Origin of the sequence: Thermus thermamylovorans, assembly GCF_004307015.1 — a bacterium.
GTDB lineage: Bacteria > Deinococcota > Deinococci > Deinococcales > Thermaceae > Thermus > Thermus thermamylovorans.
The window spans coordinates 13,242-34,760 of the sequence record NZ_SIJL01000006.1; the positions used below are offsets into that span (position 1 = coordinate 13,242).

The 21,519-nt window shown below is 70.9% G+C and carries 20 protein-coding genes; 6 read left to right on the top strand and 14 right to left on the bottom strand.

Translation table 11 applies throughout. From position 1 onward, the window contains the following. Positions 1 to 59: 59 nt before the first annotated feature. The 7 genes from ETP66_RS05860 to ETP66_RS05890 all read right to left on the bottom strand — a co-directional run bounded on the left by ETP66_RS05860 (position 60) and on the right by ETP66_RS05890 (position 5,790). The gene (locus ETP66_RS05860) at positions 60 to 308 is read right to left on the bottom strand and encodes a hypothetical protein (RefSeq protein WP_130841502.1); all 249 of its coding nucleotides are present in this window, start codon (positions 306 to 308) and stop codon (positions 60 to 62) included. After that, positions 305 to 727 carry a nucleotidyltransferase gene (locus tag ETP66_RS05865; RefSeq protein WP_130841504.1) on the bottom strand — a complete coding sequence of 141 codons (423 nt, stop codon included), beginning with the start codon at positions 725 to 727 and terminating at the stop codon, positions 305 to 307. Before ETP66_RS05865 ends, ETP66_RS05860 begins: the two co-directional genes overlap by 4 nt. After that, a complete protein-coding gene (gene cutA, locus ETP66_RS05870; RefSeq protein ID WP_130841506.1) occupies positions 724 to 1,035 on the bottom strand; it encodes a divalent-cation tolerance protein CutA in 312 nt (103 codons plus the stop codon). The genes ETP66_RS05865 and cutA overlap by 4 nt, the downstream gene beginning before the upstream one ends. Next, positions 1,035 to 3,452, bottom strand: a complete 2,418-nt coding sequence (gene gyrA / locus ETP66_RS05875) for a DNA gyrase subunit A (RefSeq protein WP_130841508.1) — start codon at positions 3,450 to 3,452, stop codon at positions 1,035 to 1,037. Before gyrA ends, cutA begins: the two co-directional genes overlap by 1 nt. A 166-nt stretch (positions 3,453 to 3,618) precedes the next feature. Beyond that, complete coding sequence (locus ETP66_RS12385) at positions 3,619 to 4,029, bottom strand: (R)-mandelonitrile lyase (RefSeq protein WP_130841510.1); 411 nt, start codon at positions 4,027 to 4,029, stop codon at positions 3,619 to 3,621. Between the two features lies 1 nt (position 4,030). After that, a complete protein-coding gene (gene aroQ, locus ETP66_RS05885; RefSeq protein ID WP_130841512.1) occupies positions 4,031 to 4,471 on the bottom strand; it encodes a type II 3-dehydroquinate dehydratase in 441 nt (146 codons plus the stop codon). A 95-nt stretch (positions 4,472 to 4,566) separates the two neighbouring features. Next, on the bottom strand, positions 4,567 to 5,790 hold the full coding sequence (locus tag ETP66_RS05890) for a class I SAM-dependent RNA methyltransferase (protein WP_130841721.1): 1,224 nt from the start codon (positions 5,788 to 5,790) through the stop codon (positions 4,567 to 4,569). Positions 5,791 to 5,833: 43 nt separating this feature from the next. Between ETP66_RS05890 and ETP66_RS05895 the strand changes: the two genes are divergently transcribed. From ETP66_RS05895 to ETP66_RS05920, 6 genes are all read left to right on the top strand, one after another. Beyond that, positions 5,834 to 6,487, top strand: a complete 654-nt coding sequence (locus ETP66_RS05895) for a response regulator transcription factor (RefSeq protein WP_130841514.1) — start codon at positions 5,834 to 5,836, stop codon at positions 6,485 to 6,487. Then, positions 6,487 to 7,476 carry a M20/M25/M40 family metallo-hydrolase gene (locus tag ETP66_RS05900; protein WP_130841516.1) on the top strand — a complete coding sequence of 330 codons (990 nt, stop codon included), beginning with the start codon at positions 6,487 to 6,489 and terminating at the stop codon, positions 7,474 to 7,476. Before ETP66_RS05895 ends, ETP66_RS05900 begins: the two co-directional genes overlap by 1 nt. Positions 7,477 to 7,481: 5 nt before the next feature. After that, on the top strand, positions 7,482 to 8,315 hold the full coding sequence (locus tag ETP66_RS05905) for a hypothetical protein (protein ID WP_130841518.1): 834 nt from the start codon (positions 7,482 to 7,484) through the stop codon (positions 8,313 to 8,315). Positions 8,316 to 8,388: 73 nt separating this feature from the next. After that, positions 8,389 to 10,131, top strand: a complete 1,743-nt coding sequence (locus tag ETP66_RS05910; RefSeq protein ID WP_130841520.1) for an ABC transporter ATP-binding protein — start codon at positions 8,389 to 8,391, stop codon at positions 10,129 to 10,131. Continuing rightward, complete coding sequence (locus tag ETP66_RS05915) at positions 10,128 to 11,933, top strand: ABC transporter ATP-binding protein (RefSeq protein ID WP_130841522.1); 1,806 nt, start codon at positions 10,128 to 10,130, stop codon at positions 11,931 to 11,933. The genes ETP66_RS05910 and ETP66_RS05915 overlap by 4 nt, the downstream gene beginning before the upstream one ends. A 95-nt stretch (positions 11,934 to 12,028) precedes the next feature. Further along, on the top strand, positions 12,029 to 13,201 hold the full coding sequence (locus ETP66_RS05920) for a bifunctional folylpolyglutamate synthase/dihydrofolate synthase (RefSeq protein WP_130841524.1): 1,173 nt from the start codon (positions 12,029 to 12,031) through the stop codon (positions 13,199 to 13,201). On the opposite strand, the gene ETP66_RS05925 is transcribed toward ETP66_RS05920, so the two are convergent. From ETP66_RS05925 to ETP66_RS05955, 7 genes are all read right to left on the bottom strand, one after another. Continuing rightward, the gene (locus tag ETP66_RS05925; protein WP_130841526.1) at positions 13,157 to 14,071 is read right to left on the bottom strand and encodes an ABC transporter ATP-binding protein; all 915 of its coding nucleotides are present in this window, start codon (positions 14,069 to 14,071) and stop codon (positions 13,157 to 13,159) included. The two genes, ETP66_RS05920 and ETP66_RS05925, sit on opposite strands and share 45 nt — an antisense overlap. Beyond that, positions 14,071 to 14,835 carry an ABC transporter gene (locus tag ETP66_RS05930; RefSeq protein ID WP_201738479.1) on the bottom strand — a complete coding sequence of 255 codons (765 nt, stop codon included), beginning with the start codon at positions 14,833 to 14,835 and terminating at the stop codon, positions 14,071 to 14,073. Before ETP66_RS05930 ends, ETP66_RS05925 begins: the two co-directional genes overlap by 1 nt. Before the next feature lie 261 nt (positions 14,836 to 15,096). Continuing rightward, a complete protein-coding gene (locus ETP66_RS05935) occupies positions 15,097 to 16,596 on the bottom strand; it encodes a hypothetical protein (RefSeq protein WP_236630103.1) in 1,500 nt (499 codons plus the stop codon). A gap of 230 nt (positions 16,597 to 16,826) precedes the next feature. Further along, positions 16,827 to 17,876, bottom strand: a complete 1,050-nt coding sequence (locus ETP66_RS05940; RefSeq protein ID WP_130841528.1) for a protease complex subunit PrcB family protein — start codon at positions 17,874 to 17,876, stop codon at positions 16,827 to 16,829. Positions 17,877 to 17,955: 79 nt separating this feature from the next. Further along, positions 17,956 to 18,975 (bottom strand): ABC transporter permease, encoded by a 1,020-nt coding sequence (locus tag ETP66_RS05945; RefSeq protein WP_130841530.1) that lies wholly within the window; start codon positions 18,973 to 18,975, stop codon positions 17,956 to 17,958. Beyond that, positions 18,968 to 19,888 (bottom strand): nickel ABC transporter permease, encoded by a 921-nt coding sequence (gene nikB / locus ETP66_RS05950; RefSeq protein WP_130841532.1) that lies wholly within the window; start codon positions 19,886 to 19,888, stop codon positions 18,968 to 18,970. Before nikB ends, ETP66_RS05945 begins: the two co-directional genes overlap by 8 nt. Positions 19,889 to 19,943: 55 nt before the next feature. Further along, a complete protein-coding gene (locus tag ETP66_RS05955; RefSeq protein WP_130841534.1) occupies positions 19,944 to 21,449 on the bottom strand; it encodes a glutathione ABC transporter substrate-binding protein in 1,506 nt (501 codons plus the stop codon). Between the last annotated feature and the right edge of the window lie 70 nt (positions 21,450 to 21,519).

Below are 21,519 nucleotides of genomic sequence, written 5' to 3' on the forward strand. Positions count from 1 at the left end.
AAACCTTTAGGTTGCAAAAATCCCGCCCAGAGCACCCTGCTGGTCACGTGCCGGGCCCTTTAGGGCTCCTCCCGAGGCCTCCCCGGGCCTAGGGCCCGCTTCCGGGCCACGGGGAGGAGGCGGTCGGTGGAAAGCGCCACCTCCTCCCCCCGCCGCCTCGCCTCTTCCCGCTCCACCTCTGCCCAGAAGAGGGCCATCTCCCAGACCGCCCGCAGGCGTTCCTCCAGGGGTACCCCCTCCCACTCCCTTCGGTCGTCCGGAGGGTGGTCCAAGGGGAACCTGCGGGCCACAGGCCGTATTCTTCTCATAGCTCCTCGAGGTCCCTCAGGTCCACGGGCCGGCCGAAGGCCCGCTTCAGCGCTTTGAAGTCCTCGGGATGGGCCACGTACACCTTAACCCCCCGCACTTCCCGTTCCAGGGCCCGGGCGAAAGCCTCTCCAAAGGGTGGGGTTTCCAGGATGACCAGGTCGATGCGGTTGGGGGCGTAGCCCAGCTGGACCACCCCCGGGGTGGCGAGGTCCTCTTCCTTTAGCCCCAGATCGTCGCCGCCGAAAAAATCCCGGATGGCGGCGAGGACCTTGGCCGCCTCCTGGGCGTCCACCCAGAGGTCCAGGTCCTTGGTGAACCGGGGGCGGCCCAGGAAGGCCAGGGCATACCCCCCGATGACCAGGAAGCGGGCCCCTGCCCGGTGCAGGGCCCGGAGGAAGTCCAGCATGTCCTCGGTCATCCCACGTTCTCCCGGAGCCAGTCCAGGTAAGCCTGGTGCCCTTCGGCCACGGGCAGGGCCAGGATCTCGGGCACCCCATAGGGGTGGAGGGCGAGCACCCGCTCCCTCAGCCTGGGGAAGGCGAAGGTGGTGGTCTTGACGATGAGGAGGACCTCCTGGTCCTCCACCACCTCCCCCTGCCAGCGGTAAATGGAGGTGAGGCCGGGCACCAGGTTCACGCAGGCGGCCAGGCGCTCCTCCACCAGGGCCCGGGCCAGGGTGCGCGCCACCTCCTCGTTGGGTGCGGTGATGAGGACCACCTCCTCCATCACTTCTCCTCCTCCACGGCGAAGGCGCTTACCACCTCGTCCTCCTCGGGGAGGCTCATCACCCTGACCCCGGCGGTGGGGCGGGAGGCCTGGCGGATCTCCGCCACGGGGGTGCGGATGGCGAGGCCCTTCTTGGAGAGGACCAGGAGGTCCTCCGTGCCCCGCACCTTGAGGAGGGCGGCCAGGCGGCCCACCTTCAGGGAAACGGCGTAGGTGATCACCCCCACCCCGCCCCGGCCCTGCAGGGGGTACTCGGCGAGGGGGGTGCGCTTCCCGTAGCCCCGGGTGCTCACCGCGAGGAGGTCCACCATCTCCCCCGGCTTCACCGTCACCAAGGAGACCACCCGGTCCCCGGGTTTCTTGAAGCGAATGCCGGTAACCCCCTGGCTGTCCCGGCCCGTGGCCCGCACCTCCTCTAAGGGGAAGCGGATGGCCTGGCCCTCGCGGGTGGCCAGGAGGGCCTCGTCCTCGGGGTCGGAGAGGGCCACCCCGATGAGGCGGTCCCCCTCCTGGAGCCGGAGGGCGATGAGGCCCGCCGCGCCCAGGTTGCCGTACTCCCGAAGGGCGGTGCGCTTGATGAGGCCCCGCTCGGTGGCGAAGACCAGGTACCCCTCCCCCTCCAGGCCCCGCACGGCGAGGAGGGCGGCCACCTCCTCCTCCTCGGTGAGGGGCAGGAGGGTCCGCACGTGCACCCCCCGCGCCTGGCGGCCCATCTCCGGGAGGTCGTAGACCTTGAGGCGGTAGACCCGGCCCCGGCCCGTGAAGAGGAGGAGGTCGTCGTGGGCGTCGGCCACGAAGACCTCCGTGGCTTGGTCCTCCTCCTTGGTCTTCCCCGCCACCAGGCCCTTTCCGCCCCTACCTTGGGCCCGGTAGCTCTCCAGGGGGAGGCGCTTTAGGAAGCCCTGGGCGGTGAGGGTGATGACCATGGGCTCGTCCTCGATGAGGTCCTCCGGGTGGAAGCTCTCCTCAAACTCGGCGATGAGGGTACGCCGCTCGTCCCCGTACTTTTCCTTCACCCGGAGGAGGTCCGCCTTCACCTCGGCCCAGAGGCGGGCTTCCTCCTCGAGGATGGCCTTGAGCCGGGCGATCTCCTCCATGAGCCCGCGGTACTCCTCCAAGAGCTTTTCCCGCTCCAGGGCCACCAGGCGCTGGAGGCGCATGTCCAGGATGGCCTGGGCCTGGACCTCGGAGAGGCCGAAGCGGGCCATGAGGCCCTGGCGGGCCTCCTGGGCGTCCTGGGAGCCGCGGATCAGGGCGATGACCTCGTCGATGTGGTCCAGGGCGATGAGGAGCCCCTCCAGGACGTGGGCCCGCTCCTGGGCCTTCTTGAGGTCGAAGAGGCTTCGGCGCCGCACCACCTCCTTGCGGTGGTCCAGGTAGTGGCGCATGAGCTCGAGGAGGGAGAGGACCTTGGGCTCCCCCCCCACGATGGCCAGGAGGTTCACCGTAAAGGAGGTCTGCAGGGCGGTGTGCTTGTAGAGCTGGTTCAGGACCACCTGGGGGTTGGCCCCCCGCTTGAGTTCGATGGCGATCCTAAGGCCCTGGCGGTCGGACTCGTCCCTGAGGGCCACGATGTCCTCGATCTTTTTGGCCTTGACCAGGGCGGCGATCTGGGCGATGAGGCCGGCCTTGTTCACCTGGTAGGGGATTTCCGTGATCACCAGCAGGGGCCTCTGGCCCTTTTCCTCAATGCGCACCTTGGCCCGCACCTTGAGGCTGCCCCGGCCCGTGGCGTAGGCTTCCCGGATCCCCTTTTTGGAGAGCTTCCCCCCGGTGGGGAAGTCGGGGCCCGGGAGGTGGCGCATGACCTCTTCCAGGGTGATTTCCGGGTTGTCGATCATGGCCGCCAGGGCGTCCACCACCTCCTTTAGGTTGTGGGGCGGGAGGCTCGTGGCCATGCCCACGGCGATGCCGCTTGAGCCGTTCACCAGGAGGTTGGGGAGGGCGGCGGGGAGGACCTCGGGTTCCTTGAGGGAGCCATCGTAGTTGGGGCGGAAGCCCACCGTCTCCTTGTCGATGTCCAGGAGCATCTCCGCCCCCAGGGGGGAGAGGCGGGCCTCGGTGTAGCGCTGGGCGGCGGGGGGGTCCCCGTCGATGGAGCCAAAGTTCCCCTGGCCGTCCACCAGGGGGTAGCGCAGGTTCCAGGGCTGGCTCAAGCGCACCAGGGCCTCGTAGATGGCCGCGTCCCCGTGGGGGTGGTACTTGCCCATGACCTCGCCCACGATCTTGGCGCTCTTCACGTGCTTGCGGCCTGGGAGCACCCCCTCCTGGTGGGCGCCGTAGAGGATGCGCCTTTGGACCGGCTTCAGCCCGTCCCGCACGTCCGGAAGGGCCCGGTCCACGATGACGGACATGGCGTAGTTGATGAAGCTCTGCTTGAGCTCCTCGGTGATCTCCACGGGCAGAACCTGGGACATAGCGCTCCTAAAGGGCGTCTAGACGCCGCTTTTCATTATAGCACCTTTCCGCGGCCTAACCCAATCTTTCTGCACCCAGAGCAAAAACTTTGCGCCCTTCTATGCCGTCCCCTTCCCGCGCCCCTTTCCCTTGGGCCCTTTCCCGGGGTTCCCGCGCGGGGCGGTGTCAGGCCCCCGCCTCCTCCGCCGCCCTCAGGTAGTCCTCTTCCGCCACCGGGTCCCCCCAGTAGGCCGTTCGGCCCTGGGGGTCCGCCCCCTGGAGGGCCAGGTGGGCCATGAAGCGGCCGGGAGCCGCCCCGTGCCAGTGCTCCTCCCCCGGGGCGAAGAGGACCACGTCCCCCGGGAGGAGGAGCCTGGCCTCCTGGCCGCGGCTTTGCGCCAGGCCCACCCCCTCCACCACGTGGAGGACCTGCCCCTGGGGGTGGGCGTGCCAGTGGGTGCGCCCCCCGGGGGCGAAGCGCACCAGGAGAAGGCCCACCTCCCCAGGCCTTGCCGGGAGGAGGACCTCCAGGAAGACCTCCCCTGTGAACCAGTCCGCCGAACCCCGTTCCGTACGCCTTTGCCGAAGCAGTTCCATATCATCCCCCCACTTCCAGGACCTCGGCGAGGTAGACCAGGGCCAGCTTGTAGGAGAGGGGACCGAAGCCGGAGACGATACCCCGGCAGGCCCCTGCCGTCACCGAGTGCTGGCGGAAGGGCTCCCGGGCGTGGAGGTTGGTGAGGTGCACCTCCACCGCGGGCAGGGGCTGGGCCCTCAGGGCGTCCAGGAGGGCGTAGGAGTAGTGGGTGAGGGCCCCGGGGTTCAGGACGATGGCCAGGAAGCCCTCCCGGTGGGCCCCCTGCACCCACTCGATGAGCTGGCCCTCGTAGTTGCTCTGGCGGAAGGCCACCCCCAGGCCCAGCTCCGCCCCCCAGGCCTCGCAGAGGGCCTCCAGCTCCTCCAGGGTCGTCCGGCCGTACACCTCCGGCTCCCGCTGGCCCAGCAGGTTCAGGTTGGGACCGTTCAGGATCAGCACCATGGGGGCTCCTTTCCCCTTAGGATAACCGGGCTTGCCGCCGGGCCCCCCTCTAGGAGGTGCCCGGGGATCCCGCCCCCTTCTTGCGCGGCTTCCCCCTACCCCAGGCGCAGGAGGGAGAGGACCTCCACGTGGTGGGTGAAGGGGAAGAAGTCGTAGGGGCGGGCGAAGGCCAAGGCGTAGCCTCCCCGCACCAGCTCCCCCACGTCCCGGGCCCAGGTGGCGGGGTTGCAGGCGATGTAGAGAACCTCCCTGGGCCGGGTTTCCAGGAGGTAGCGGCGCACCCCCGGGGAGAGCCCCGCCCGGGGCGGGTCCAGGACCACCAGGTCAAAGGCCCCCAGGCGGGCCGCCTCCCTGGCATCCCCCCGGTGGAAGCGCACGTTTTCCACCCCCAGCCGCCTCCGGTCCGCCTCCCCCCGGCGCACCGCCTCCTTGCCGATCTCCACCGCCACCACCTCCCGGAAGCGGGGGGCGAGGAGAAGGGAGAGGAGGCCGCTGCCCGCGTAGAGCTCCAGGGCCCGTCCGCCCCCCGCCACCAGACCTTGGGCCTCCTCCAGAAGCTCTCCCGCCGCCAGGGGGTTCGCCTGGCTGAAGCCCTCCACGCTCACGCTGGCGGTGAGGGGGCCGAAGCGCTCCCGGAGGGTTCCCTCTCCCTGAAGGAGCTGGACGCGCCCCCGGAAACGGCCCCTCTCCGAGGGCTCGGCCCAGACCACCCCGGCGAACCCCTCCCGCACCAGGGCCCTGGCGGGGCGCTTTAAGGCCTCGGGGCTTCCCCCGATGAGCCCGAGGAGGACCTTTCCTTCCAGGAGGCTTCCCCTCAGGGCCACCTCCTCCACGGGGAGGGGCCAGAGGGAAAGCACCCGCAAGGCCTGGGCTAAGGGCTCGGCCACCAGGGGGTCCTCCTCCACCCGCACCAGGCCGTGGCTATTCGGCAGGCGGTAGGCCAGCCCCCCCAGGGGGTGGCGGGCGTACTGGGCGGCGGTGCGGTAGGCGAGGGCCCGGGGGGAAGGGCGGATGGGGCTTAGGGGAAAGGGGAGCTTGGCGATGCGCTCCAGGGCGTCTTGCACCAGGCCCGCCTTCAGGGGAAGCTGGCTCTCGTAGAGGAGGGGCAGGTCGGCGGTGGGGGGGAGGGGATGCGGGTAACGGTCGGGGCGGGGGGTGAGCACCTCCGCCTCCTCCAGGAAAAGGGCCCCCTTGCGGCGCGTGGGCCTGCCCCGCACCACCTCCCCCGGGAGGGCCCCCCGGACCAGGACCGTCCCCTCCTCCGTGCGGGCCAGGCCGTAGCCCCCCGGCACCAGCTTCTCCACCCGCAACACCCTCACGGGCCTTACCATACCCCGGGCCCCTTGGCGCTAAGATGAGGGGGTGATCCGGGTACTCTTAGCGGACGACCACGCCCTCTTCCGCCAGGGCCTGAAGAGCCTTCTGGAGGCGGAGGGGGACTTCCGGGTGGTGGGGGAGGCCAAGGACGGCTGGGAGGCCATGCGGCACGCCCTCGAGGCCAAGCCGGACGTGATCCTCATGGACATCCAGATGCCGGGCCTGGACGGGGTGCAGGCCACCCAGGCCATCCTCAAGGAGTGGCCCGGGGCCAAGGTCATCATCCTCACCATGTACCGCCAGGACGCCTACGTCTTCGAGGCGGTGAAGGCGGGGGCCCGGGGCTACCTCCTCAAGGACACCGACGCCAGCGAGCTCATCGGGGCCATCCGCCGGGTGCACGCGGGGGAGGTCCTCCTGGACGCGGAGCTCGCCGGGCGGATCATCCAGGACTTCCGCGCCAAGAAGGAGGCCAGCACCCCCCTGCACGCGGAGCTTTCCGAGCGGGAGATCCAGATCCTCAAGCTGGTGGCCCAGGGCTACACCAACCTGGAGATCGCCGCCGAGCTGCAGCTTTCCGAAAAGACGGTGCGCAACCGCCTTTCCGAGATCTTCCAGAAGCTTCACCTCAACAACCGCACCCAGGCCGCCCTCTACGCCATCCGCGAGGGGCTGGCCCAGCCCGAGCCGGAAGAGTAGTGGACCCGGTGCGCTTCCTCCTGGAACTCGCTCCCCTGGCGGGGGAGGAGGCCCGGGGGGCCTACGTGGCCGCCCGGCTGCCAGGGGCGAGGCGGGACGGGCTGGGGAACGTCTGGGCCGGGGAGGGCCGGGTGCTCCTCCTGGCCCACCTGGACACCGTCCTGCCCCCCAGGCCCCCCAGGCGGGCGGGGGAGCGGCTGTACGCCCCCGGGGTGGGGGACAACTCCGCGGGGGTGGCCGTCCTCCTCTCCCTGCCGGAGATGCCGGGGGTGGTGCGGGGCTTCACCGTGGGGGAGGAGGGCCTGGGGAACCTCAAGGGGGCGAGGGCCCTGGTGGAAGCCCTGAGGCCCGAGGTGGTGGTGGCGGTGGACGGCTACCTCCCCGGGGTGGTGGACCGGGCCCTGGGGGCGGTGCGCTTCCGGGCCCGCTTCCTGGGCCCGGGGGGGCACGCTTGGGGGGACCGGGGCCACCCCAATCCCGTCTTCGCCCTGGCCGAGGGCCTCCTGGGCCTGAGGGCCCTCCTGGACGGGGGGGAGGAGGCCAGCCTCAACGCCAGCGGCCTGCGGGCGGGGGAGGCGGTGAACGCCATCCCCCAGGAAGCCGCCGCCCTCCTGGAGGTCCGCGCCCCCGACCCGGACCGCCTGGCAGCCCTTCGCCAGGCGGTCCAGGCCGTCCTGGCGGAGGCGGCCCGCCGCCAGGGGGTGGAGCTCGCCTTAGAGGTGGTGGGGGAAAGGCCCGCGGGGTGCACCGCCACCCCCGGGCTCCTGCGGGCGGCGGAAGGAGCCCTGGCCCGGATCGGGGAGAGGCCCCTTTTCGGCCCCGGCTCCACCGACGCGGGCGCCGCCGTCGAGCGGGGGATCCCCGCCCTGGGCCTTGGGGTCTACCGGGGGGGCGGGGCCCACACCGAGGGGGAGTGGGTGCTCCCCCAAAGCCTCCGGGAGGGACGGGAGGTCCTCCTGGCCTTTCTGGAGGCCCTGGGCGTAGGATAAGGCGTATGCGCGTGGGCGTCCTGGAAGGGTTCCTCTCCCGGCGCTACCTGGCCTTCTGGGAGGCCTACCTGAAGGCCCTGGGGGTGGAGGTGGTGCGGGCAGGGGTGGGGCCCGACCTGCGCCAGCCCTACTGCCTCCCCGTCCAGGGGCTCCTGGCCCAGGTGGCGGCCCTGAAGGCCCAGGGGGTGGACTACCTCCTCCTCCCTGACCCCCAGGGAGGGGTGGAGTCGGAAAGGGGCGGGGGAGGGTGCCCCTGGCTTGTGGACCTCGAGGCCGCCCTCCTCCGCTACTTCCCCGCCCCGCCTCCCGCCCTCAAGGTGCCCGCGGAGCTTTCCGAGCGGGTCCTGGGCCGGGCGGCGGAGGTGGGGCACCTCCTCACGCAAAACCCCATGCTGGTAGGCCGGGCCCTGGACCGGGTGCGGGGCCTCCTGAAGCCCCCCCCTCCCCTCAAGACCCCCCAGGGGAGCGTGGGGGTGGCGGCCCAGCCCTACCTCCTGGAGGACGAGGGCTTCCGGGAGGGGGTGGCGGAGGCCCTGGCCCGGGTGGGCCTCCTCCCCCACTTCCCCGACCTCCCGCCCGAAAGGCTCCGGGAGGAGGGGGAGAGGCTTTTCCCCCTGGACCTGCCCACGGACCGGGAGCTTTTGGGCATGGTCCACTACCTGGGGCGGCTGGGCCGGGTGCGGGGCCTCCTCCTGGTGGTCTCCTACGCCTGCCCGCCCATCCCCGGCCTCCTGCAAAAGGCGGCTCGGCGGCTCCACAAGCCCTACCGCCTCCTCACCTTGGGGGAGGCGTGGGAGGCCCCCTTGCGGAGCCTCAAGGAGGAGCTGGAGGGGGCCTGATGCCGCCCTGCGCGGGGGGAGGGATGTGGCCCCGCTTCCCTTTGCCCATGGGCTTTGGCGTAGACTTTAGGGCATGACCGGCCGGTCAGCTCTCCTCCGGCTCCTCCCCTACCTCGTCCCCTACCGCCTGCCCTACGCCCTGGGGGTGGCGTTGGGCCTGGTCTCCATCTCCTTCTTCGTCCTCACCCCTTACTTCCTGCGCCTGGCGGTGGACGCCTTGGGGGAGGGGGGGCCTTACGGGCGCTACGCCCTCTTCCTCCTCCTCTCCGGCGGGGCCAGCGCCCTCCTCTCCTACCTCATGCGCCGCCTGGCGGTGGCCGCCAGCCGCCGGGTGGAGTACGACCTCCGGAAGGACCTTTTCCACCACCTCCTCCGCCTGGACCGGCCCTTCTACCAGAGGACCCGGGTGGGGGACCTCATGAACCGCCTCAACACCGACCTCTCCGCGGTGCGGGAGATGGTGGGGCCGGGGATCCTCATGGGCAGCCGCCTGGGCTTCCTCGTCCTCCTGGCCTTTCTCTCCATGTACCTGGTGAACCTCCGTCTGGCCCTGTACCTCACCCTCCTCCTCCCCCTGATCGCCTCGGTCATCTTCTTGCTCCTGCGGCTCATCGACCGCCGCTACCGGGAGGCCCAGGAGGCCTTCGACCGGATCAGCACCCTGGCCCAGGAGGCCTTCAGCGGCAGCCGGGTGGTGAAGGGGTACGCCCTGGAGGGCCGCTTTCTCGCCCGCTTCCAGGACCTGAACCGGGCCTACATGGGAAAAAGCCTGGCCCTGGCCAGGGTGGAGGGCCCCATGCAGGCCCTGATGGGCTTCCTCATGGGCTTCGCCTTCCTCACCGTCCTCTGGGCCGGCGGGGGGATGGTGCTCCGGGGGGAGATGACCGTGGGCCAGCTGGTCCAGTTCAACGCCTACCTGGCCCAGCTCACCTGGCCCATCCTGGGCCTGGGCTGGGTGATGGCCATGTACCAGCGGGGCCTCACCAGCCTCCGCCGCCTTCTGGAGCTCCAGGACCAGACCCCCCACATCCGGGACCAGGACCCCTTGCCCCTGGGGGCGGAGGACCTCACGGGGGAGGTGCGCTTCCAGGGGGTGGGCCTCGAGGTGGGGGGGCGCTGGCTCCTCAAGGACATCACCCTCACCGTCCCCGAGGGGATGACCCTGGGGATCACCGGGCGCACGGGGGCGGGGAAGAGCCTCCTCACCGCCCTCATCCCCCGGCTCCTCGACCCCACGGAGGGGGAGGTCTACCTGGGGGGCTACCCCCTGCGGCGCATCCCCCTCTCGGTCCTGCGCCAGGCGGTGGGGGTGGCCCCCCAGGAGCCCTTCCTCTTCAGCGAGACCATTCTGGAAAACATCGCCTTCGGCCTGGAAGCCCCCGACCGGGAGAGGGTGGAGTGGGCGGCGAGGCTTGCGGGCATCCACGAGGAAATCCTCTCCTTCCCCAAGGGCTACGAAACCCTCCTCGGCGAGCGGGGGGTGACCCTCTCCGGGGGGCAGCGCCAGCGGGTGGCCCTGGCCCGGGCCCTGGCCAAGAGGCCCAAGGTCCTCATCCTGGACGACGCCCTTAGCGCCGTGGACACGGAGACCGAGGCCCGCATCCTCCAGGGCCTGAAGACCCTCCTGGGCCGCCAGACCACCTTCCTCATCTCCCACCGCACCGCCACCCTGCGCCACGCCGACTGGATCATCGTCCTGGAGGGGGGGCGGATCGTGGAGGAGGGGACCCACGAGAGCCTCCTGGAGGCCGGGGGCCTCTACGCGGAGCTGGACCGCTTCCAGCGCCTGGAGGCGGAGGGGGAGGTGGGGGGATGACCCAGGAGGACGCCTACAGCAAGGCCTTTGACCGGGTGCTCTTCGCCCGCATCCTGGCCTACGTGCGGCCCTACCGGCTGCAGGTGGGCCTGGCCCTCCTCTGCCTCCTCCTCACCACCCTCACCGCCGCCCTCACCCCCCTCTTCTTCAAGTGGGCCATCGACGGGGTCTTCCTGCCCGAGGCGCCCGCGCCCCTGGAGGAAAGGCTCGCCCTCCTCCTCTGGATCAGCCTGGGGTTCTTGCTGGTGCGCTTCGTGAACTTCGCCGCCACCTACGGCCAGGTCTACCTCATCCAGTGGGTGGGGCAGCGGGTCCTCTTTGACCTCCGGAGCGCCCTCTTCGCCAAGCTCATGCGCCTGCACCCGGGGTACTACGACCGCAACCCCGTGGGCCGCCTCATGACCCGGGTCACCTCCGACGTGGACGCCATCAACCAGTTCATCACCGGGGGGCTGGTGGGGGTGATCGCCGACCTCTTCACCATCCTGGGCCTGCTGGCCTTCATGTTCTTCCTGAGCCCCCAGCTCACCCTGGTGGTCCTCCTGGTGGCCCCCGTCCTCCTCCTGGTCACCGCCTGGGTTCGCCGGGGGATGCGGGCCGCCTACCGGGAGATGCGCCTCCGCCTGGCCCGCCTCAACGCCGCCCTGCAGGAGAACCTCTCCGGGGTGGAGACGGTGCAGCTCTTTCGCCAGGAGGGGGAGCGGGAGGCCAAGCTGGACCGCCAGGCCCAGGACCTCCTCCAGGCCTGGGTGGAGATTGTCCGCTGGTTCGCCCTCTTCTTCCCCGTGGTGGGCTTTTTGGGGGACCTGGCGGTGGCGGGCCTCCTCTTCTACGGCGGGGGGGAGGTGGTGCGGGGGGCGGTGACCCTGGGCCTCCTGGTGGCCTTCGTGGACTACACCCGCCAGCTCTTCCAGCCCCTGCAGGACCTCTCCGACAAGTTCAACCTCTTCCAGGGGGCCATGGCCAGCGCCGAGCGCATCTTCGGGGTCCTGGACGCGGAGGAGGAGCTGAAAGACCCCGAGGACCCCAAGCCCCTCGCCCGCTTCCGGGGGGAGGTGGAGTTCCGGGACGTCTGGTTGGCCTACACCCCCAAGGGGGTGGAGCCCGGGGAGAAGGACTGGGTCTTGCGGGGGGTCTCCTTCCGCATCCGCCCGGGGGAGAAGGTGGCCCTGGTGGGGGCCACGGGGGCGGGGAAGACCAGCGTGGTGAGCCTCATCGCCCGCTTCTACGACCCCCAGCGGGGCCAGGTCCTCCTGGACGGGGTGGACGCCCGGGCGTACCGCCAGGAGGACCTGCGGCGGCGGGTGGGGATCGTCCTCCAGGACCCCTTCCTCTTCTCCGGCACCATCCTGGACAACCTCCGCCTCTTCGACGAGTCCATCCCCGAGGCGCAGGTGGAGGAGGTGGCCCGGTTTTTGGGGGTGCACGAGGCCATTTTGCGCCTGCCCCAGGGCTACCGCACCCGGGTGGGGGAGCGGGGGGCGGGGCTTTCCACGGGGGAAAAACAGCTTCTGGCCCTGGTGCGGGCGCTTCTGGCCAGCCCGGACATCCTCCTCATCCTGGACGAGGCCACGGCCAACGTGGACTCGGAGACGGAAAGGCGGCTCCAGGAGGCGCTCTACCGGGCCATGGAGGGGAGGACCGCCATCCTCATTGCCCACCGCCTCTCCACCATCCGCCGGGTGGACCGGATCCTGGTCTTCAGGAAGGGGCGCCTGGTGGAGGAGGGCACCCACGAGGAGCTCCTCCGCAAGGGGGGCTACTACGCCACCCTCTACCGCTTGCAGTACGCGGAGGGATGATGCCACCCTACCCTGACGAGGCCGGGGTGGGGGCTCCGACAAAGAGGCCTCGAGGCCTGCGCCGGAGGAAGAAGGAGAGGGATTAGGGGGAGAGGATGGCCTACCGGGAGGCTTTGGCCTGGCTTTTCGCCCAGCGCCGCCAGGGGGCGCGGGGTTTGGAGCGGGTGCGGGCCCTCCTGGAGCGCCTGGGGCACCCGGAGGCGGCCTTTCGGGCGGTGCACGTCCTGGGCACAAACGGCAAGGGGAGCGTGGTGGCCTACCTCGAGGCCGCCTTCCGCGCCCGGGGGCTTCCTTACGGGGCCTACATCAGCCCCCACCTCCTGGACTTCCGGGAGAGGATCCGCACCCACCGGGGCCTCATCCCCGAGGGGGCAGTGGTGGGCTTCGTGGCCTGGGTCCGGGGGGAGGCCTGGCCCGAGCCCCCGGGCTTCTTCGACCTGGCCACCGCCCTGGCCTTCCACCGCTTCCGGGAGGAGGGGGTGGCCCTGGCGGCGGTGGAGGCGGGGGTGGGGGGGGAGAAGGACGCCACCAACGCCCTCTCCCATGTGGCCCTCACCGTGCTCACCCACGTGGGGGAGGACCACCTGGAGGCCCTGGGGGGGAGCCTCGAGGCGGTGGCCTGGGAGAAGGCGGGGGCCTTCCGCCCTGGGGTCCCCGTGGTCACGGGGGCGGAAGGGGTGGGCCTGGAGGTGGCCCGGCGGGTGGCGGCGGCGCGGGGGTGCCCCCTCCACCTCCTGGACCCGGAAGACCCCCTCTTTGCCATCCCCGCGCCCCCCGCTCTGAAGGGGGCCTTCCAGGAAGCAAACGCCCGGCTGGCGGCGGCGGCCCTGAGGCTCCTGGGCTTCCCCGAGGAGGCCATTGCCCGAGGGCTTCGGGAAGCAAGGCATCCGGGCCGGCTGGAGCGCTTCCTGGTAGAGGGGGTGGAGGTCTACCTGGACGGGGCCCACAACCCCCCGGCGGCCCAGGCCCTGGCCCGGGAGTTTGCCGCCTACCACCTGGTCTTTGGGGCCTTTCCCCGCAAGGACGTGCGAAGGATGCTGGCCCACCTCCTCCCCAAGGCCAGAAGCGTCCGCTACACCCGGGCCGGGGAGGGGGCCTTGGGTCCGGAGCTGGGCGGGCCCTTCTTTGAGGAGCCCTGGGAGGCCCTTCATCACGCGGTGGAGGCCGCGCGGGCGGACGGCCTCCCCGTCCTGGCCACGGGCTCCTTGTACCTGGTGGGGGCCCTAAGGGGAAGGCTCCTTGGGGGCTTCCCGGCCGAAGAGCCTTAGGAAGACGGTCTCCAGGCTGGGCTCCCCCCGGGAGACCTCCAGCACCTCCACGGGCACCCGGGGCAGGGCCTCCTTGAGGGCCGCCCACTCCCCCAGGAAGACCAGGCGGTCCTTTCCCTCCGCCAGCCACCCCGGGCCCAGGGCTTCCGCCAGGGCCTCGGCCACGGGCTCGGCCAGGCGGAGGAGGTACCCCTCTCCCGCCCACTCCCGCAGGAGGGCCCGGGTGGGCCCTTCCCGAAGGAGCCTTCCCCCCTGGAGGAAGGCCACCCGGTCGCTCACCCGCTCCACCGTGGCCAGGTCGTGGGAGGTGAGGAGGATGCCGATCCCCTCCCCCTTGAGGCTCAGGAGGATGGCCTCCAGCTCCCCCCGGCTCACCGGGTCCAGGCCCAGGGTGGGCTCGTCCAGGAGGAGGAAGCGGGGCCTTAGGGCGAGGGCCAGGGCCAAGGCGGCCTTCTGTTGCATGCCCCGGGAGAGGGAGGCCAAAGGGGCGTGGAGGCGCTCCTTCAGGCCAAAGCGCTCCAGCCAGTGGAGGAAGCGGGGGCGCACCTCCTTAGGGCTAAGCCCCCGGATGCCCCCGAAGTAGAGGGCGTTGGCCAGGAGGGGGAGGTTGAGGTAGAGGTTGCGGCTCCCCTCCAGGAGGACCCCGAACTCGTGCCCCTGGGGCCTGCGCCGCCTGCCCTCCTCCTCCAGGTAGACCTCCCCCTCCTCCGGCAGGAGGAGGCCCAGGATCACCTTCACCAGGGTGGTCTTGCCCGCCCCGTTGGGGCCCAAGAGGCCCAGGACCTCCCCCGCCCTTAGCTCCAGGCTCACCCCGGCGAGGGCCTGCACCGGGCCGAAGCGCTTGTGGACTCCTTGCACCAGAAGGCGCATCAGTACCTCCCCAGAAGGCCCTTGTGGCGCACCAGGGCGTACATCCGCCCCATGGCCAAAAGCCCCAGGGAGAGGAGGAGAACCCCCTGCAGAAGGGCCAAGAGGAAGACCCCAGGGTCAAAGGCGCCCCCCGTGAGCCCCAGCTTCAGGAGGTGGGCCCCCGGGGCGAAAGGGAGGTAGGCCATGAAGGGCTGCCAGGCGGCGAGGGTGAAGAAGTAGGGGAGGAGAAGGAACTGCAGGATGGTGAAAAGGCCCATCACCTGCTTGAAGTAAAGGGCCAGGGTACCCATGAGGAAGCCGAAGCCCATGGCGGAGAGGGCCACGGGGAGGAGGGCCAAAGGGAACCAAGGGGTGGGCTCGAGGCGCACCCCCAGAAGGAGGACCAGCAGGAGGAACACCACCCCGTTGTAGAGCACGTTGAAGAAGGTATCCGCCAGGGCCCGCAGAAAAAGCTGCCGCAAAAGCCCTCCCCGGGCCAAGGCCAGGTGTTCCAGGGTGCCCCGGGTGGCCTCGTTGTGCAGGGTGAAGGCGATGCTCTGGAACATCCCCACGGTGATTCCAAAGGCAGCGTAGAGGAGGAGGAGGTTGCCCAAGCCTAACGGTACCTCTGTCCCGGCGGCCAGGGCCCGGATGCCCATGGCGATGGCGAAGAAGAAGACGGTATCCGCCACCAGGCTGGCCAGCTGGTTGAACCAGTAGACGCGCAACTGCTGGAAGGAAAGCAGGAGCTCTGCCCTAAGTTGGTGAAGGAAGATAAGGTGCATGGCTTACCCCCCTCTAGGTCGTGGGTCGGCAAGGCTTTTCTCTATAGGCTTCCCCCAACCATATTCGGATCAAGATACAGAGGGGAAGGTAACCCCCGCGTAACTCATTGGGTTCTCATAGAACTCTTTGGGCGTTATGCGGGGGCCATGTTTCCTAGGGGGCTTTAAGGGCACGTGGCTTCTCCTGGGCTTCGTTTGGGGGGAATGGGGAGTGGCTCCCCACGGCCAAGGTCCCCACTGTTTGGTCCGGGTCTTTGGCCCCTAAAGCCCCCACTCCCGCCTGAGCCGCTCCACCCGGGCCAGGACCGCGGGGTGCCGGGGGTCCAGGGGGGAAAGGCGCTCCAGGAGGGCCTCCCAGAGCTCCAGGTCATCCCTAAGCCGCTCCGCCAAAGCGTAGAGGGCCTCGAGGCTTCCCTGGCTGAGGGCCGCCTTCCGCAGGCTTGCCTCCAGCTCCCACCGCAACTCCTCCACCCCCGGGGCCTGGCTGTTGGTCAGGAGGGGGCCCCGGTAGAGGCGGAGGGCGCGGGAAAGGTTCCCCTGGTGCAGGGCTTCCTCCACCTCCAGGAAGTCCGCCTTTAGGGGGGAAAGCAGGCGGTAGGGGCGGCTTCCTATCACCAGGCCCCGCTCCCGCAGGCGGTGGAGCTCCATGCGCAGGGCGGGGGTGTTCCCGTCCCCGTAGAGGGCTTGGGCCAGGGCCTCCCCCCTCCACCCCTCGGGCCGGGCCAGGAGGAGGACCAGAAGCTCCGCCTGCCGCAGGGGAAGGGGCCTCCCGAAGAGCCTGGCCTCTCCCAGGGTCTGGAGGTGGGGGTCGGGGCTCGTCCTAGGGGTGGGCCACAGGAGCCACCCTCCCCTCCCGGAAACCTCCCCCGAGGAAGAGGCCTCCTCCCCCAGGAAGAGGCGGGCCCGGAAGACCTCCTCTCCGGTGCCTTCCCTTTCCAGCAAAGGGAGGAGCTCCCTCACCCCCTGGCTATCCTCCCGCAGCAGGGCCTCCCCGAGGAGGAGCAGGGCCCTGGGATAGGGGTCTTGGGCCCAGGGCCGGGCGGCTTGCAGGAGGGGAAGGGCTCCTTGGCCCAAGAGGCGCACCCCTGCGGGGGCCAGGTAGGGGAGGGCTGCGGGGGGCGCTTCCTCCAGGGCCTTCTGCCAGTAGGCCCGGGCGGCTTTTTCCTCCCCCTGGAGGAGGCGGAGGTGGGCCACGAGAAAGCGGGCGTAGAGGCCGGGTCCCGGCTCCAGGGCCAAGGGCTCCACCTCCCGGAGGAGGTCGGGGAGGGATGGCTCCTCTTCGGCCAGGAGGGTGAGCCAGGCCCACTCCAGGGTGGTAAAAGCTCCCGGGGCCTTGAGGCGGGCCAGGGCAGCGTGGGCCAAGGCCTCCCGCAGGCGGCCTAGGCGCCGTTTCGTGCGGGCCAGGGCCAGGGTGAGCAGGCCTTGGTCCTTAGGGCTTTGGGTGCGGTGGAGGGCCTCCTCCAGGGCCACCACCCCTTCCCGCGGGGGCAAGGCGAGGCCCAGGTGGTAGAGGGTAAAGGAGGTCTGGGCCCTCCTGGCGGCCTCCAGGGCGAGCCTCCGGTACCCCTGGAGGTCCCCCCGGCGGGCCTTGGTGAAGCCCAGGAGGGCCAGGCGCTCGGCCTCCTCAGGGCCCTTTCCCTTCCAGGCCTCGAGGAGGGCCTCCGCCTCCCCCTCCCGCCCCGCCTCCAGGAGGGCCCGGGCCTGGGCCAGGGGAGCTTCCTTCCCCCAAGGGGCCAGGGTGCCCAGGCTTTCCCCTTCCACGGAAGCAGTATAGAGGAAAAGCTAGCCCCTTTCTAAGTACCCTGCCGCCGCTTGGGCAAGCCGGAGACCTTGGGTACCCTTTCACCGGAGCCCCCACGGGGACGAAGCCCCCGTGGGGTGGTATCACCGGGGCCCCCACGCAGACTTTGTCCCCGTGGGGTGGTGTTGGATTTTCCCCGGGGGCTTGCCCTTTACCAGGGTCCCCACCCTGGCCTCGTTAGAGGATGGCCTCACTCCCTGGCCTCCGCCAGCACCCGCCCCGCGGGGTCGGCGAAGACCACCCGGTTCACCCTTTCCAGCTCCAGGATCACGTAGGGGCTCGTCAGGGCCTGGGTGACGATGGCCCCGGGCCTTGGGCTTTGCAGGTTGAGGATCACCCGGGCGGCCCCGCCCCCGTAGGTGACCCCCACCACCTCGATCCCGTACCCCCCGGTGGGCTTCAGGCCCCAGAAGAAGGCGGCCACGCTCCTCGTGCGGAAGTCCACGCTGGGGGCGGGGGGGCGGGGGAGGCGGTTGCCCACCGCCAGGTTCCACACCTCGGCGAGGCGGGTGGGGTTGTTGGCCAGGAAGGCCCTGGCCTCGGCCTCCCCGTAGGCGGCGTTGCCGCCCCGGTCCAGGATGCGGTAAGGGGGGGCGGGAGGGCTCACCACCTCCACTCTAAGCCCGTACTGCACCTGGAGGGCCCCTACCCGGTAGCTGTCGGGGGCGGGGTCCAGCCCGAGGGGCCTTAGGACAGGCTCCGAGAGCTCAAACAGCACCACCTGCCTCCCCCCCCGCCGGGCCAGGACCTCCCGCAGGAGCACCTGGGCCTCCCCCCGGGTGAAGGCCTCCAGGTCCGGGACGGTGTAGCCCGCGGGCTGGACCAGGGCCCGCCGCTCCCCAGCCCGCAGCCCCCCCGTGAGGCGCACCCAGCCCACCCCGTCGAAGAGCCAGCTGCCCCTCAGGGCGGCCTGGGCGCGCACCTCCACCAGGCTTCCCCCCACGCCCCGCACCGCCTCGGCCAGGGGCCTGAGGGAGGGGGCCACCTCCCGGAGGAAGGGGTTTTCGTTCACCCAAAGGGCTCCGGGCACGGCCCAGAGGCTTTCCCCCCGGGGGCCTTCCAGCCGGAGGGTGCGCCCCGAAAGCCGCACCTCCCGGGGCTCCCCGTAGAAGTAGGTCCAGCGCTCCGTGGCCTCGGGGAAGAGGAGCTGGGCCTCGGCCACGCGGTAGCCCGTCCCCTCCAGCAGCTGGCAGGCGGCCAGGAGGGGCAGCAGGGCCAAGAGGAGGAGGGCTCGCCGCATAAGGCCATCATACCCCCGGGGCCTGGCCCCCCCTTTAGCCTCCCTTGAGGCCGGGCCCATGCCCCCCTGAGGTAGGGCGTCAGCGCCCCCTCGGGTCCAGGGCGTCCCGCAGGGCGTCCCCCAGCAGGTTGAAGGCCAGGACCAGGCCCACGATGGCCAGCCCGGGGAAGGTGGCCACGTGGGGGGCCACCGCCAGGTACTCCCGGCCCCGGGCCAGCATCAGGCCCCATTCGGGCTCGGGGGGCCTCGCCCCCAGGCCCAGGAAGCCCAGCCCCGCGGCGAAGAGGATGGCGATGGCCATCTGCAGGCTGGACTGGATGAGGAGGGGGCTTAGGGCGTTGGGGAGGATGTGGCGGAAGAGGATGCGGCCGTGGCTGGCCCCCAGGGCCCGGGCGGCCTCCACGTAGTCCAGGGCCTTGAGGGAGAGGACCACCCCCCGCACGAGCCGGGCGTAGATGGGCACGGCGGCGATGCCCACGGCGATCATGGCGTTGGTGAGCCCAGGGCCCAGGATGGCCACCAGGACGATGGCCAGGAGGATCCCCGGGAAGGCCAGCATCACGTCCACCAGGCGCTGGACCAGGAGGTCGGTCCGCCCCCCGAAGTAGGCGGAAAGGGCCCCCAGGGGGGCCCCCAGGAGGAGGCCGATCCCCACCGCCACCAGCCCGATGGTGAGGGAGATGGGGATGCCGTGGAGGATGCGGGAGAAGAGGTCCCGCCCCTGTTCGTCCGTGCCCAGGAGGTGGAGCCGGACCGGCCCCTCCACCCCAAAAAGGCGCAGGTTCCCCGTGAGCCCCAGCCAGCGCCACTCCTCCCCCCGCACCAGGAGGCGCACGGGGTACTTTTCCTCCCAGTTCACCTGCACCCCCTCCAGGGGGTGGCGGAAGGCGGGGCTCACGTGGAGGCCAAACTCCCCCCCAGGCCCCCTCAGGCTCACCCCCGCCAGGGGGGGCACGTAGGCGGCCCGCAGGTCCTGGGTGTAGGGGGAGTAGGGGGCGAGGAAGGGGGCGAAGAGGGCTCCCAGAAGGTAGAGGAGGAGGAGGAAGGCCCCCGCCTGGGCCAGACGGCTCTTACGGAAACGGCGCCAGGGCCTAGTCATAGCGCACCCTCGGGTCGATCCCGGCGTAGAGGAGGTCCACCAGGAGGTTGACCAGGATGAAGCTCAGGGCCACGAGGAGCACCGCCCCCTGGACCACGGGGTAGTCCCGGGCCAGGATGGAGCCCACCAGAAGCTGCCCAAGCCCCGGCCAGGCGAAGATGGTCTCGGTGATCACCGCCCCGGCGAGCAGGGTACCGAACTCCAGCCCCGCCACGGTGACCACGGGGATCATGGCGTTGCGCAGGGCGTGCTTGAAGACCACCACCCGCTCCCTAAGCCCCTTGGCCCGGGCGGTGCGGATGTAGTCCTGGGAGAGGACCTCCAGGAGGGTCCCCCGGGTCATGCGGGCCAGGAGGGCGGTGGCGTTCACCCCCAGGGTGACCGCGGGGAGGACCAGGTGGGCCAGGGTGCCCTTCCCGGCCACGGGGAACCACCCCAGGTTCACGGAGAAGATGAGGATGGCCAGGAGACCGAACCAGAAGACGGGCATGGAGACCCCAAGGAGGGCCAGGGTCATGACCCCCAGGTCCAGGCCGCTCCCCGGGCGGAGGGCGGCCAGTATGCCCAGGGGGATCCCGGTGAGGAGGGCCACCAGGATGGCGGCCACCGCCAGCTCCAACGTGTTGGGGAAGTAGGTCTTGAGCTCCTCCAGCACCGGCCTGCGGCTCCTTGCCGACTCCCCCAGGTCCCCCCGCAGGAGGGCCCCCAGGTAGAGGAGGAACTGCTCGGGGAGGGGCCGGTCCAGGCCGTAGCGGGCGCGGATGGCCTCCAGGGTCTCCGGGGTGGCGAACTCCCCCGCCAGGAGAACCGCTGGGTCCCCCGGGGCCAGGCGCACCATGAGGAAGACCAGGAGGACCACCCCGAAGAGGGTAGGGATGGCGATGAGGAGGCGCCGGATGGCGTAGGTCAGCATCGTTTCCGCAAAGGGCCCCGTGGGGGGAGCCCACGGGGCCAAGGCCGGGTCTACCCTAGCGGAAGCGGGCCCGGTAGGCCAGGTAGCGCTCCGTGGGGTGGACGAGGAAGCCCTGGACCTCCTGGCGGATGGCCGTCACCTGCAGCTCGGAGTGGAGGAAGAGCCAGGGGGCGTCCCGCCAGATCTGGGCCATGGCCTCCCGGTAGAGCTGCTGCCGCCCCTGGGGCAGGGTGGAGATGCGGGCTTGGGAGAGGAGCTGGTCCACCTGAGGGTTGCGGTAGAAGGCCCGGTTGAACCCGGGGGCCCACTGGCTGGAGTGGAAGAGGGGGTAAAGCCCGTAGTCCGCGTCCCCCGTCACCGTGCCCCAGCCCAGCATGGCCATCTGGATGCGGTTTTCCGCCAGGGGACGCTGGGTTTCCTGCAGGTAGGCCCCCCACTCCAGGGTCTGGATGGTGGCCTCCACCCCCACGCGGCGGAGCTGGCCCTGGATGGCCTCGCAGGTCTGGATGTCCTGGAAGTAGCGGCCCGTGGGGCAGTGGAGGGTGACCCTAAGGGGCGTGCTCACCCCCGCCTGCCGCAGGAGCTCCTGGGCCCGCTGGGGGTTGTACTCGTAGCGGCCCACGGCGGTGTAGCCGAAGATCCCGGGGGCGATGGGGGCGTCGGAGACCCGGCCGATCCCCCCCAGGACGAACTGGAGGATCTCCTCCCGGTTTACCGCGTGGTTCAGGGCCTGGCGCACCCGGGGGTCGTTGAAGGGGGGGCGCTGGGTGTTGAAGTAGATGTAGATGGTGCGCAGGCTCGGGGTGCGCACCACCTCGAGGGCCCGGTTGGCCTGCAGGCGGGCGATGTCCTGGGGCGGGATGCGCACCGCCACGTGGGCCTGGCCGGTTTCCACCAGGGCCACCCGGGTGGTGCCCTCGGGCACGGGGACGAAGCGCACCTGGGGGATGGGGGGTTTCTCCCCCCAGTAGTTTTCGTTCCGCACCAGGTCCACGAACTGCCCCTTCTGCCAGGCCTGGAAGCGGTAGGGCCCGGTGCCCACGGGGTTGTCCCGGTACTGGGCCCCCAGGCGCTGGATGGCGGCGGGGCTTTGCATGGCCAGGGAGCTGTGGGTGAGGTGGGCCAGGATGGGGGCGAAGGGGTTTTTGAGCCGGAGGCGCACCGTGTGGCTGTCCACCACCTCCACCCGTTCCAGCTCCGAGAGGAGGAAGGCGAAGGGGCTCGCCAGCTCTCGGGAGACGAAGCGGTCCAGGTTGAACTTCACCGCCTCGGCGTTGAAGGGGGTGCCGTCGTGGAAGGTGACCCCCCGCCGCAGGCGCAGGACCAGGGTGCGGCCGCCGTCGGCGAAGCTGAAGCCCTCCGCCAGGTGGGGCACGATCCGGCCCTCGGGGGTGAGCTCGAAGAGGGTTTCGCTGATGTGGGTGACCACCGTGGCCGAGGGGGAGTCCTGGGCCAGGGGGGCGTCCAGGGTGATGGGGTCGGTGCCCTGGGCCACCACCAGGCGCTGGGCCAAGGCGCTGCCGAGGGCCAGGAGGGCGAGGGCCAAGAGGACTCTTCTCATAACGGGCTCCTTTCCAGGGGCTAGCCCTAAAGGTTCAGGGAAAGTATATGCGCCCGCGGGGAGAGGCGCA